The sequence below is a fragment of the Mesorhizobium sp. M6A.T.Cr.TU.017.01.1.1 genome, from assembly GCF_004023115.1.
In the GTDB taxonomy this organism is placed as follows: domain Bacteria; phylum Pseudomonadota; class Alphaproteobacteria; order Rhizobiales; family Rhizobiaceae; genus Mesorhizobium; species Mesorhizobium mediterraneum.
Genome location: NZ_RZTA01000148.1, coordinates 1 through 12,823, shown reverse-complemented (window position 1 = coordinate 12,823; position 12,823 = coordinate 1). Strand labels below are relative to the sequence as shown.

10 protein-coding genes and 2 pseudogenes are annotated in these 12,823 nt (G+C 64.0%); 3 read left to right on the top strand and 9 right to left on the bottom strand.

What is annotated here, in order from left to right:
• Positions 1-709, bottom strand: a pseudogene (locus EOB36_RS30250) (LysR substrate-binding domain-containing protein); the annotation flags it as partial.
• Positions 710-814: 105 nt separating this feature from the next.
• Between EOB36_RS30250 and EOB36_RS30245 the strand changes: the two are divergent.
• Positions 815-1,221: pseudogene (locus EOB36_RS30245) on the top strand (4-oxalocrotonate tautomerase family protein).
• An 86-nt stretch (positions 1,222-1,307) separates the two neighbouring features.
• On the opposite strand, the gene EOB36_RS30240 reads toward EOB36_RS30245, so the two are convergent.
• Entirely contained in the window at positions 1,308-2,972 is a 1,665-nt protein-coding gene (locus EOB36_RS30240) for a hypothetical protein (protein WP_128286319.1), read from the bottom strand.
• A gap of 377 nt (positions 2,973-3,349) precedes the next feature.
• Here EOB36_RS30240 and EOB36_RS30235 point away from each other — a divergent pair, with 377 nt between their 5' ends.
• A complete protein-coding gene (locus EOB36_RS30235) occupies positions 3,350-5,572 on the top strand; it encodes an AMP-binding protein (protein ID WP_127205998.1) in 2,223 nt (740 codons plus the stop codon).
• Positions 5,573-5,575: 3 nt separating this feature from the next.
• Here the strand turns inward: EOB36_RS30235 and EOB36_RS30230 are convergent, their stop codons facing one another.
• The 3 genes from EOB36_RS30230 to EOB36_RS30220 all read right to left on the bottom strand — a co-directional run bounded on the left by EOB36_RS30230 (position 5,576) and on the right by EOB36_RS30220 (position 7,619).
• Positions 5,576-5,839, bottom strand: coding sequence for a hypothetical protein (locus EOB36_RS30230; protein WP_127205997.1), 264 nt, complete (start codon positions 5,837-5,839; stop codon positions 5,576-5,578).
• Positions 5,840-6,101: 262 nt separating this feature from the next.
• Positions 6,102-6,917 carry a CDP-diacylglycerol--serine O-phosphatidyltransferase gene (gene pssA, locus EOB36_RS30225; protein WP_095483176.1) on the bottom strand — a complete coding sequence of 272 codons (816 nt, stop codon included), beginning with the start codon at positions 6,915-6,917 and terminating at the stop codon, positions 6,102-6,104.
• A 3-nt stretch (positions 6,918-6,920) separates the two neighbouring features.
• A complete protein-coding gene (locus tag EOB36_RS30220; protein WP_095483175.1) occupies positions 6,921-7,619 on the bottom strand; it encodes a phosphatidylserine decarboxylase in 699 nt (232 codons plus the stop codon).
• A 248-nt stretch (positions 7,620-7,867) separates the two neighbouring features.
• Here EOB36_RS30220 and EOB36_RS30215 point away from each other — a divergent pair, with 248 nt between their 5' ends.
• Positions 7,868-8,740 carry an SMP-30/gluconolactonase/LRE family protein gene (locus EOB36_RS30215; RefSeq protein ID WP_127205996.1) on the top strand — a complete coding sequence of 291 codons (873 nt, stop codon included), beginning with the start codon at positions 7,868-7,870 and terminating at the stop codon, positions 8,738-8,740.
• Between the two features lie 3 nt (positions 8,741-8,743).
• On the opposite strand, the gene EOB36_RS30210 is transcribed toward EOB36_RS30215, so the two are convergent.
• From EOB36_RS30210 to EOB36_RS30195, 4 genes are all read right to left on the bottom strand, one after another.
• Entirely contained in the window at positions 8,744-9,091 is a 348-nt protein-coding gene (locus tag EOB36_RS30210; RefSeq protein WP_095483173.1) for an antibiotic biosynthesis monooxygenase, read from the bottom strand.
• A 106-nt stretch (positions 9,092-9,197) separates the two neighbouring features.
• Positions 9,198-11,084 (bottom strand): ABC transporter ATP-binding protein/permease, encoded by a 1,887-nt coding sequence (locus tag EOB36_RS30205; RefSeq protein WP_127205995.1) that lies wholly within the window; start codon positions 11,082-11,084, stop codon positions 9,198-9,200.
• A gap of 21 nt (positions 11,085-11,105) precedes the next feature.
• Positions 11,106-11,432, bottom strand: a complete 327-nt coding sequence (locus EOB36_RS30200; RefSeq protein ID WP_095483171.1) for a metalloregulator ArsR/SmtB family transcription factor — start codon at positions 11,430-11,432, stop codon at positions 11,106-11,108.
• Positions 11,433-11,495: 63 nt separating this feature from the next.
• Positions 11,496-12,823, bottom strand: a 1,328-nt coding sequence (locus EOB36_RS30195; protein WP_128286318.1) for a LysM peptidoglycan-binding domain-containing protein, incomplete at its 5' end; no start/stop codon positions are given.

Genomic DNA, 12,823 nt, shown 5'->3' with positions numbered 1-12,823 from the left:
ATGCCGGAATGGGCAAAGCGCGCCGTCCGCAGCGTCAGAGCAATGCCGGCGTTCACCGCCGTGCGCAGCCCGGCCAGGCTGGCGCTGCCGGCGGCGATCCGGTAGCGGCGGCCTGTCGTGTCGAGTGCCGCGATCGCCGCGTCACGAAAGCCGCACTGCGGATCGAGCAGCGCCAGCGGCAGTTGGTGGCCAAGCCTCTTTGCGAACACAGCCACATCATCGGCTCGCGGAGCACGCCGACTTCGTCCGGCGCCTGAGCCTGCCGCATGGCGATCATCAGATCGAGGATGCCGGTTTGCAGCGCGTGCGCCAATTCGGCGGAGCGGCCGACGCGCAGTTCGATCCTGACGCGCGGGTGGCTCGCGGCAAAGGTCCTGAGCAGTTCCGGCAGGCCGCTGTCGGCGAAATCCTGTGTCGTGCCTATGGCCACGCGCCCATCGGCTCGCACGCCCTTGAGAGCCAGCCACGCCTCGCGATGCACAGCAAGGATGCGCCGCGCATGGCCGACCAGATCTTCGCCCGCCGCCGTCAGGCCGCGGCCTCTTCCCTGCGGCACCAGAAGCGGTTCGCCGACAATATCGTCGAGCCGCTGCATTTGCGCCGTCACCGCCGAAGGCGAGCGACCAACGATCGATGCCGCCTTAGCAAGCGAGCCGCCGTCGACGAAGGCGAGAAAAGTTTTGAGGAGATCGGGGTCGAGCGCCTGCATAATTCAGTTATATCGAACTCTTAATCCAAAACAATTCGATTTTTTTGATGCTGCAGCCGTGACATGGTTTTCCCAGCGGCGCGAGACGCCCTCAGGAGAAAAGAAATGCCGATCATCAATGTCACCGTCACCGGCAGGCCCGATGCCGCTCTGTCCGCCGCCATCGCCAGGGAGGTGACCGAGCTGACCGCCACGCATCTGCGCAGGGACCCACCATCACCGCGGTCGCCATATCTTATCTCGACCCGCAGCACTGGTTCGCCGGCGGCAAGTCGCTGGCCGAGCATGGCGCCAACACGTTCTGGCTCGACATCAAGGTGGTCGACGGCACCAACACCAAGCTCGAACTGGAAGCCTATCTCAAGGCGATCTTTGCCGCCTTTGGCCGCTTGCTGGGTGAGATGCACGAAGAAAGCTACGCCTTCGTGCACGAAGTGCCGGCCGCCGCCTATGGCTATGGCGGCAAGACACAGGAATTCCGCTTCATCAGCGGGAGGTTGAAAGCGGCGTGAGGGCGCCTATCCCTCCTTGCGGCGAGGGATAGGCGCAGACGTTCGTCTCACGGCTGAAACGGGCAACACCCGCAACGGTGCGTTGATCATAACGCGCAGCAGTTGTCGCCGAGACGGCAAAAGCACGACGCACGAATCTCGACGTCGGCCCGCGACATCGCCAGATCGAGGCGAGGCTGAATGTCATCGGCCTCTTCGTGCCGGCCAAGCCGATGCAGGGCTTCGACATAGCCGTGCAGGCCCCAGACGTTGTCGGGGTGCCGCGAGATCCGTCTGTAGCCACGATGCATTCCCAGATCCGCCTCATAGACCTGCGCCGCTTCTCGCATGTGGCCCTGCTCGAGCAGTAAGGCCCCAAGTGCGTGCCGCGTCGGCTGCATCCAGCCCCAAGGCTCGTCATAGGGAAGGCCGTCGTCCCGCGCCACTGCGGCGCGGAGATGCGCGAAGGCCGCTTCGTGATCGCCCTTCCGATACGCGATCTCTCCTCGAAGCATCTCCGCGGCGACCGCCAGAATATCGACGTAGCGGTAATTGAAGAACATGCGCGTTTCCGGAACGCGGGCGAACGCCTCCTCGAAGCGGCGCTGCTCCGCTTCGGCCACGGCTGTTTGTCCGAGTGCGGCATGGGCAATGCCCTTTGCATAGCGCCAGACCGCCGTGGTCGCCCGGTAGAGGTCTGGATCGTCGGGAAGCGGTTCGTCCAGGATCTCCTGCCATTTGCCGAACCGCACCAGCACGTGCGCTTTCATGGGCATATAGCCTTCCAGCCAGTCGGCCATCGGCGGCGTTGCCTGTCGCAGCAGCGCTTCCGGGACGGTGGCAAGCATTTCATTGGCTGCGTCCAGGGCGGGACGGTACTGGCCGAGGAACATCGCCGCATAGAGCTTGAAATGATAGTCGTGACATCGCGAGAGGGTATAGAAGTTGAAGGGACCCTCCCGCTCCAGATACTTGCGGTCGGCTTCGATCGCCCGCTCGTTGGCGACCAGCGCTGAGTGATAGTCGCCGCAGAGAATGTCGATGTGCGAGGGCATGTGCCGCAAATGGCCGGCGTCCGGCACGAGATCGCGAAGGGTATCGGCCGGGCGCAGTGCCTGTTCGGGATGCGGCGACATCTCGATGGCGTGAATATAGAGATGGATGAGGCCGGGGTGCGCGACCTCGCGCTCATCCGATAGGCGCAGGCTCTGTTCCAGTACCGCCACGACTTCGACTGTATCGGCGCCCTCAGCGGGTTCGCCGCTCGCGAGGTTCCACAACTGCCAGGGCGTGCGGTCCATCAATGCCTCAGCGAAGAGCGCGGCGACGTCGGGATCGTCCGGAAACGCTGCGTAGACTTTCCGCATCGCCCCCGCATAGGCGTCGCTCCAGGCGCGCAGCTCTTCGTTATCCGCCACGTGATCCGACTGGTAGCGGCGCTCCAGCCCCCGTATCAGCGCCTTCTCCACCGGTGCCGCACCGTCGGCGAGCGCTAGCGCATCCTCCGTCGCGCGACGCGCCTCGGCCAGCGTCTGCTTGAGGTCCTGCTCGTTGAAGTCGGCCCACGGCTTGTTGTAATACGGGCCGAGGGCATAGGCGATGCCCCAATGAGCCATGGCGCAGCCGGGATCACATTCGGTCGCTTTGCGGAAACACTCTTCATGGTTGAATGCGTAACGCCAGATGAGGCCGCGGTCGAACCAGACCTGAGCCTCGGACGAGCTTGTCGTCACCGGCCGGCTATATCGACCGAGGTTATAATAGTCGTGCATCGCACCCCCCAACGGACGAATAGCGGCAAGGTATATGCCCTACTCCGGGCAAGCCTGCGGTTGTAGCTTTAGGCGAGGAACGCTTCCCCCCTGCAGAGGTTCCGGTCGACCGAACTGGGCCTTCTCTGAAGACAAGATCTGCACCCGTCTGAATGTCTCACGGAGCATCCAACATAGTCTACGAACCGGATACCCATTTGCAAATGTAGGCGTGGTGCCGAATGCGGCGGCAGTATCTGTAGTTGCGCCGGAGTCGGGCACGGCGGGCGGCGAGAAGAAAGGACCTCCGCATTGACGTTGAGCCCACTTCGTCTAGGTTCTCATTGAAGCGGTCGGGAAAGAACCGCGACGTGAGAATCTGTTGGGAGAGACGCGGCATGACCCTGACACTGGCGCTGCTTGCGGGCCTCGTCGCGGCCTGGCTGCTGATCGGTGTGGTGGAAAAATTCCGCCTCGGCCTACGCTTCACCCAGGCGCTGCTCTATGTGCCGTTCAAGCTCGCCTACCGGGTCGCCGATGATCGCATCAGGATCGCCCGCAAAGCAGCTGTTCCGGTCATCTACGTCATTTCGCACCAGTCGCGCCTCGAACCGGCGCTGATGCTGTCGCTGCTGCCGGAAGACACGCTGCATATCCTCGACCAGGCCTCTGCCAGGTCGCCCTGGCTCGAACCATGGCGCGAGCTTGGCCGCACCATCGCCTTCAATGCCGAGCATGTCTTCGTCAGCCGTCGGCTGGTGCGGGTGCTGAAGGGCAAAGGCCGCCTAGCCGTCTATCTGCCGGACGCGGTCGAGCCTGATATCAAGACATTTCGCTTGTTTCGCGCCGTTACCCGCATCGCCATGCAGGCCGACGCCCGCATCGTGCCGATCTTCGTCGCCGGCGCGCGAACTCTGCCGGTATCGCTGACGCCGGCGGACAAGGCGCCGCGGCGCTGGTTTCCCCGCCTGTCGATCAGCGTGCTGGAGCCGATGACCATCACCGAGCTGGTGGCGCGAAACCCTGATCAGTCCTCGAATACCAATGCGCTGTTCGACCGTTTCGCTGAAGCCCGGCTTTTCGGCAGCGATCTTAATCGCGGCCTGTTCCTCGCCATGCGCGACGCCGCCGACCGTGTCGGCGCCTCGCATCCTATCGTCGAAGACGTGATCAGCGGCGCACTGAGCTACAGAAAGCTGTTCATCGGCGCGCGGGTGCTCGGCCGCCGCTTCGAGGCTGTGACGGCGCCGGGCGAAGCGGTTGGACTGCTGCTGCCCAACACCAATGGCGTCGTGCTGTCGCTCATTGGCCTGCTGTCGGCGAGCCGGGTGGCGGCGATGATCAACTATACCGCAGGCCCGGCCAGCGTCACCGCCGCTGTGCGCACGGCGGAGATCCGCACCGTGGTCTCGTCGCGCGCCTTTGTCGACAAGGCCAGCCTCGCAGACATCGTCGCGGCGGTGGAAGGAGGCGGCGCCAAGCTGCTGTGGCTGGAGGATGTGCGCACCAGCGTGACCGTGCTGGACAAGCTCGCCGCCGCCTTGCTGTGGCGCTGGCCGCTGCAGCCGCAGAATGCAGCCAAGCCGGCGGTGATCCTGTTCACCTCCGGCTCGGAAGGCACGCCCAAGGCGGTGGTGCTGTCGCACCGGAACCTTCTCGCCAACGCCATGCAGGCCGAAGCCCGCATCACCATCTCGCCGGCCGATATCCTGCTCAACGTGCTGCCGGTGTTCCACTCGTTCGGATTGACGGGCGGCACCATCCTGCCGCTGGTCACCGGAGTAAAACTGTTCCTCTATCCCTCGCCGCTCCACTACAAACTGATCCCTGAGGTCGCACGCAATGCAAGGCCGACCGTCATGTTCGGCACCGACACGTTCCTCGCCAATTATGCGCGCACCGCCAAGGACGGCGATTTCTCCAGCCTGCGCTTCATTGTCGCCGGCGCCGAGGCGGTGAAACCGGAGACACGCCGCGTTTACCGGGAGCGCTTCCAGGCCGAGATCATCGAGGGTTTCGGCTTGACCGAGGCAGCGCCCGTCGTTGCCGTCAACACAGCCATCCACGGCCGTGACGGCACGGTCGGGCGGCTGTTGCCGGCCATGCGCATGAAACTCGAACCGATCGAGGGCATTAGCGGCGCCGGACGGTTGTGGCTCGATGGGCCAAACCTGATGATGGGCTACATGACATCAGATCGGCCCGGCGAATTGCAGCCGCTCGACGGCTGGCATGATACCGGCGACATCGTTTCGGTCGACCGCGAGGGTTTCCTCACCATTCGCGGCCGGGCCAAGCGCTTTGCCAAAATCGCCGGCGAGATGGTGTCGCTGGGTGCCGTCGAGATGCTGGTGCAGTCGCTATGGCCGGAAGAGCACCATGCCGTGGTGGCGGTGCCGGACAGGCGCCGCGGTGAACGCATCGTGCTGGTCACCACCGCCAATGACGCCAACCCCGACGAATTGCGCAAATTCGGCAAACAGGCAGGTGCCGCCGAACTGATGGTGCCGAACGACATCGTCAAGGTCGAGGAAATCCCGGTGCTGGGTTCGGGCAAGACCGACTATGTCTCGACCCGTAAACTGGCGATCGACCGGCTGGGGCTCAGCGCGGCAGCTTAAGGGCTAGAGGGCCACCACCGACAACAGCAGGATGACGCCGACCGCCATCATCAGCAGGCCCGGCCAATTCTGCGACAGGCCGAGGAAGCCGAGGCCGCGCCGCCGCGGCTCAAGTGTCGGGCCTGGCGTTGCGAGATTTGGCGTCGAGCGATCCGGCGCCGCGCGAACAGGCGCCGGATCACTGAGCCGCCCGCGCCCTAGGGCTGCGCCAGCCATGTACACAACGCCAGCGATAATGAGCAACGAACCGATGAGGACGACAACCATTTCTTCTCCTCGCACTTCTTCAGGTGCCGCGCCTGGCGCAGCAGCTTGAGAGGTCGACGGCAAGGCGTTTCGCGAGGTCGCGCACTTCGCCCGCTGAGACAGAACGGTCTAGATGCCGGCAGGTTCCCGAGCGGGATGCGTTCAAATTGAACTGGGCATCCCGCTCCATCTATTTGTTTAGCCGCATTTCTGCGACGCCAAGTGATCCACTTGGCTGCAAAATGCTCCAGATAACCTTCGGAGCGAATTGGCGACACGTCTGTCAGCCGATGTCTGAAGGCGGCACCTTCTCGCCTTCGCGCTTGGCGCGCCTCGAATAGGCGCGGATGCTGAACGGCAGAAAGATCAGATAGCCGGCGACCGACGCCGTCAGCGTGTACCAGGGGTAGGTCATCAACAGCAGTATATAGAGGACGACGCCGAGGATGATCGGCAGCACCCTGTCGCCCGGGACTTTCAGGCTCTTGCCGGAATACACCGGCAGCCGGCTGACCAACAGGAAGGCAACCAGAATGGTGAAACCGGTGGCAATGAAGGCGGCAGTGCGGGATGGCTCCAGGCCTAGCCGCAGGAAGGACAGATAGAGCGGCAGCATCACCAGCACGGCGCCCGCCGGCGCCGGCACGCCGACGAAATATTCGGTCTGCCAGACCGGCCGGTCCGTGTCCTCGTCAAGCACATTGAAGCGGGCAAGCCGGAGTCCGCAGGCGATGGCGAACAGGAGCGCGGCGATCCAGCCCGGCGAGCCGGCTTGGTCGAGCAGGAAGGCATAGAGCACCAGCGCGGGTGCAACGCCGAAATTGACGATATCGGCTAGCGAATCCATCTGCGCGCCGAATTTGGACGTCGCCTTCAGCATCCGGGCCAGGCGGCCATCGATGCCGTCGAGGAAGGCGGCGAGCAGCACCATTACCACTGCCGGCTCGAAACGGCCTTCGAAGCCGAAGCGGATGCCGGACAGGCCGGCGCAGATGGCGAGCACGGTGACAAGGTTGGGCAGCACCATGCGCATCGGGATTTCATGGATGCGCGGACCGCCGCTGCCATGTGCCTCGAACTTCTTGAACGGCGCGCCCACGGCTCAGGACACCCGCACGAGCGGCGTTGCGGCAATGCCGCCGAATTCGGCCAGTATGGTTTCACCGCCAACCGCGGTCTGGCCGACGGCGACACGCGGCGTCGCGGTCGACGGCAGGAACACGTCGACGCGCGAGCCGAAGCGGATCAGCCCGAAGCGCTCGCCGATGCCGATCGTGCCGCCGGTCTCGGCCCAGCAGACGATGCGCCGCGCCACCAGGCCGGCGATCTGCACCGCGGCCACCGTGCCGTTGGGGCTATCTATGACCAGCCCGTTGCGCTCGTTGTCGGCACTCGCCTTGTCGAGCGCGGCGTTGAGGAATTGGCCCGGCCGATGCTCGATCCTTGTGATGCGGCCGCGCACAGGGGCGCGGTTCACATGGCAGGAGAAAACATCCATGAACACCGAGATACGGGTCATTTCACCACCGCCGAGGCCAAGTTCGCGCGGCGGCACGGCCGGGCCGACCGCAGTGATGATGCCGTCGGCCGGACTCACCACCAGCCGGTCGTCGACAGGCGTGACGCGCTCGGGATCGCGGAAGAAATAGACGCACCAGGCCGTCAGGATGAGGCAGACCCAGAACAGGATCGAAGAGAAATAGCCGAGGAAAAGCGTCACCGCTGCGAAGGCGGCGATGAACGGATAGCCTTCGCGATGGATCGGAACGAACGTTTTCTTGATCGTGTCGACGAGGTCCATGGAATGGGAACAGCCCTAGTTTCAGGTCCGGCCTCAATAGCGGAAAGCCCCCGTGGCCGCAACGCGGCAATGAGGGCTGGCCGGCTTGGCTGGGTCCCGTCAGCGTTTGTCGATCGCAGGCGTTGGAGGGACCCAATGAGCCTGTCCGAAAAAACTGTGACTGTTGTCGGGGCGATCCGGCCTCGCTCGTCCTTGGAGATACGGTGCCTTTATCGAAGCGGCCGCCGAACGACAGCTGGAGCTAACGAATGCCGTCACAAAAATCAGCAGCCAAACAGGCGCACATCGTCATGAACGGCCTGGCCTTCGGCGAGTCGCCGCGCTGGCATGACGGCAGGCTTTGGTTCTGCAACTGGGGAACCGGCCAGGTCATCGCCGTCGATGCCGACGGCAACAGTGAGATCATGCTCACCGTGCCGGCCACCCTGCCCTATTCGATCGACTGGCTGCCGGATGGCCGCCTGGTCGTCGTCTGCGGGCGTGAAGGGCTGGTGCTGCGGCAAGAAGCAGACGGGAGGCTGGTCACGCACGCCGATCTGCGACACCTCTCAGAGAACCCTTGGAACGAGATCGTCGTCGACGGGCGAGGCAACATCTACGTCAATGGCGGCGGGCCGGCGCCGGCTCCCGGCCAGCATTTCGGCCCCGGCACCATCGTGCTGATTGCGCCGGACGGGTCGGTGCGGCAGGTGGCGGACAAGATCGCCTTCGCCAATGGCATGGCGGTGACGCCTGACAACAAGACGCTGATCGTCGCCGAATCCCACGCCAACAGGCTAACCGCCTTCGACATCGCCGCCGATGGCAGCCTTGCCAACCGGCGGCGATGGGCCGACCTCGGCAACGGCTTTCCCGACGGTATCTGTCTCGATGCCGAGGGCGCCATCTGGTATGCCGACGTGCCCAACCGGCACTGCGTGCGCGTGAGAGAAGGCGGCGCAATGCTCGAGAGCGTCGACGCCGATCGCGGCTGCTTTGCCTGCATGCTCGGCGGCGCTGAAGGCAAGACGCTGTTCATCGTCGCCGCCGAATGGCGCGGCTTCGAATACATGATCAGCGATGCCCGCACCGGCCAAATGCTCAGCATCGAGGCTCCGGCACCGGGTGCCGGCTGGCCGTAGAGCCTACACGCCGGGAATCCGCTGATAGTTGGCGATGTCGGCCCTGACGCCGAGCCGGGCTATCGTCTCCTGCGGGTTGAAGGCAATGTGCTCATGCGCGGCCTTGACGATCGGCACCACATTGTCGATGGCTGCCTGGCTTTCCCATTCGACAATGGTCACGAGGTTGAACTCCCCCGGCCCGGAGAATTGCTCGAGCAAGAAATCCTGAACGAAGCCTTTCTGCTGGCGCAACAATTCGTGCGTCATCCTGACCTTGGCGATGATTTCTTCGCGGGCTTCGCTAGGGACTACGAACTTGTCGACCCTGAACACGCTACCACTGCCATGTTGTTGATTTAGCTGTTCCATTTCCGCTCTCCGACCGCAAACAGGCGCACCGTGCCCCTTCGATCGGCGGTCTACGATCTCAACTTAGGTTGAGGTCAAGCGGAAAATTCAACTCATTCTCGACACCTCAATTCACCTCCGAGGGGCGGCGGCGGACGACAACGCCGAACTCATCGCTTTCGCGAGCAATGCGCAGCCGCTCCTCAGCCTCGGTCGCCTCGCGCTGGCGGTCCCACATCGAGGCGTAGAGACCGGCCTTGCGCATCAAGGCGGCATGCGTGCCGCGCTCGGCGATCTGGCCGTCCTGCAGCACGATGATCTCGTCGGCCGAAATCACCGTCGATAGCCGATGGGCGATGACGATGGTGGTGCGCCCCTGGCTGACGAGATCGAGCGCTGCCTGTATCTCCTGTTCGGTATGGCTGTCGAGCGCCGAGGTCGCCTCGTCGAGCATCAGGATCGGCGGCGCCTTCAGGATCGTGCGGGCGATCGCCACGCGTTGCTTCTCGCCGCCGGACAGTTTCAGCCCACGTTCGCCGACCATCGAACGGTAGCCGTCGGGCAGCCGCTCGATGAACGGCCCGATCTGAGCGAGTTCAGCCGCCTTGCGGACGTCCTCTTCGCTGGCATCGACGCGACCGTAGCGGATGTTGTAGGCGATGGTGTCGTTGAACAGCACGGTGTCCTGCGGCACCATGCCGATCGCAGCGCGCAGGCTCTCCTGCGTTACGTCGCGAATGTCCTGGCCATCGATCAGGATCTTGCCGCCCTGAATGTCGTAGAAGCGGAACAGGAGCCGCGAAATGGTCGATTTGCCGGCGCCCGACGGCCCGACAATGGCAACCGTTTTTCCTGCGGGCACCTCGAAGCTGATACCTTTCAGGATTTTACGGTTGGGATCGTAGGAAAAGTGCACGTCGCGGAACTCGACCTTGCCGGCGCCGACGGCCAGCGGCTTGGCACCCGGTCTGTCGACGATCTCCTGCGGCACATCGAGCAGATCGAACATCTGCTCGATGTCGGTCAGCCCCTGGCGAATTTCGCGATAGATGAAGCCGATGAAATTGAGCGGCACCGAAAGCTGCATCAGCATGGCGTTGATGAAGACGAAGTCGCCAACCGTCTGCGTGCCGGCCTGCACCTCCAGCGCCGAAAGGCACATCACGACGACCGTGCCGAGACCGAAGATGACGCCCTGGCCGAAGTTCAGCCAGCCGAGCGAGGTCCAGATCCTGGTGGCTGATATCTCGTAGCGCGCCATCGACCGGTCGAAGCGCTCGGCTTCCATGCTCTCGTTGTTGAAATACTTGACCGTCTCGAAATTGAGCAGCGAGTCGATAGCCTTGGTGCTGGCGTCGGTGTCGCTGTCGTTCATGTCGCGGCGAATGACGATGCGCCAGTCGCTCGCCCTTATGGTGAACCAGATGTAGAGCCAGACCGTCACCGCCACCACAGCCACGTATTTCCAGCCATAGGTGACGGCGAAGATGCCGGCTGTCAGCGCGAATTCGAGGATGGTCGGCAAGGTGTTGAGGACGGTGAAGCGGACGATCGTCTCGATGCCCTTGGTGCCGCGCTCGATGATGCGCGACAGACCTCCGGTACGGCGCTCGAGATGGAAGCGCAGCGACAGCTGATGCATGTGGATGAAGGTACGGAAGGCGAGCTGGCGCACCGCATATTGTCCGACGCGGGCAAACAGCGCGTCGCGCAATTGGTTGAAACCGAGCTGCACCAGCCGCACGACATTATAGGCGACGACCAGCATGACCGGCGCCAGCAGGAAGGTCGGCAATGGCGGCACCGACTTGGCGTCGCCGGCCAGCGCATCGGTAGCCCATTTGAAGAAATAGGGACCGGCAACCAGTGTCAGCTTGGCGACGACCAGAAGCACTGTCGCCCATGCCACCCGCGCCCTAAGGTCGGCACGGTCGGCCGGCCACATGTAGGGCCACAGATTGCGCAATGTCCTGAAGGTCGAGCCGGAATCGGCGGAGACGGTTTTTTCGGCCATTTCTATGCCTTTTCGTATTTCTTAGCGGCCAGAGCAGCAGGAATTGACGAGCGCGGCCAGCGATGCAGAAACATCAGCTAGCGCATCGCCGTCGACCTGATAGCGCGAGCGTTGCCGGTCCGGTTCGTAGCGGACGAGCCCAGCGTCGACCAATATCTTCAAGTGCTGGGAGACGGTGGACTGTGCCAGGTCGAGATGGTCGACGACCTCCCGGCAGCAGCAGGAGCGGCTGGCCGAAAGATGCCTAAGGATCTCGATCCGCGCCGGGTGCGAAAGCGCGGCGAGCTTCGCGGCCACGGCGCGACTATCGGCGACGCCGCAGGTCTTCTCGATCAGGGGAGTATTCATCGTCTATCGGCGATAGGCGATGAACGAACTTTCCGCAAGAGGTCGGAAAGAAGAAAAGGATTTCTAATCGGCTTTTTTCGGGGCCGTCGTCATCTGGTCGCCCATTGCCTTGAAGTCGGCAGCCTCGCCTTCCTTCGACGTTTCCGGGACCTTGAAGACCTGCCCCGGCCATATGCGGTCGGGATTCCTGATCTGATCCTGATTGGCGAGGTAGATTGTCGAGTAGCGAACACCTTGGCCGTAGACCCGCCGCGAAATCCGCCACAGCGTATCGTGGCGGCGGATGATGACGGCGCTGTCGGCGTGTTCGAGTTTCGGCGCCGCGGTCTCGGGCACTTCAGCCGGGGGCGTCGCAGCCGCGACATCGGCCGGAGCCTCGGCTGCAGGAGCCGCAGGCGTCGTCGCATCAGCGCCCGCAGCCGGCGTGGCGGGGTCGGTTGCAGGCGCGGCCGGCTTCGCCACCGCGGCGACCGACTCGCCCGGCTCGCGCTCGAACGGCACGGCGGCACGGGCCACCACCTTGATCCCGTCGGCATCGAGCGCGTCGACATGGATGGTGTAGGTGCCGACCGGAATGTTGCGCGTCGCCTCGACCAGGAAATTGCCGTCGGGCGATGTCTTCGCGTCGCCGAGCAAGATATCGTTGGCATAGGCGCGTACCTTGCGGCCGGGATCGGCGAGTCCGGCGACGAAGATCTTGCTGCCGTCGATCTCGATCGCTTCGACGACGATCTTTGGCCCTGCGGCTGGCGTTGCGGGTGCGACCGGCACTTCCGGAGCGGCGGGGGCGGCATCGACAGTGGCCGGTGCCGCCGGTGCGGCTGGGGCCGGTGCCGCGGCAGCGGGGTCCTCGGCAGCCGGAGCGGCCGCCTTGTCGCCGGCAGGCGATTCAGGCTTCTTCTCGGGTGCAGGAACGGTGAGCAATTCGGAGGGCTTGCCGGGTTCTTCGATCATCGCCAGCACCTGGCCAGCAGGACTCTGGGGGATCGAGACGACGGCTGTCTGCACAGAGGGGGTCACGACATTGCCGGTCATTGACCGCAGCGCGATCGTGTAATCGCCGGGTTTCAGCGGATCGTCGAGAACGATGGCGAAAGCGCCATCGGCACCGGCGACGGTCGAGCCGAGAACCGTCGAACCATTGAGTATCTCGACCTTGGCGTTGGGTGCGGCATTGCCGGCGACGACGATAGAGCCTTTGATTTCAACCCGAACGATATCGAAGGTCGGCGCGATCGCATCGGCCGTGGCCGGCGCTGCCGGTGCCATCGCATCTGTGGCCGGCGCGGGCGGAGGCGGCCCATCGGTCCCTGGCTCGGCCGGCTTCTGGACCGGCGGCGTCAGCGATACCACTTCCGCCGGTGGCGTGCGATTGAGATACGGATCGAGCG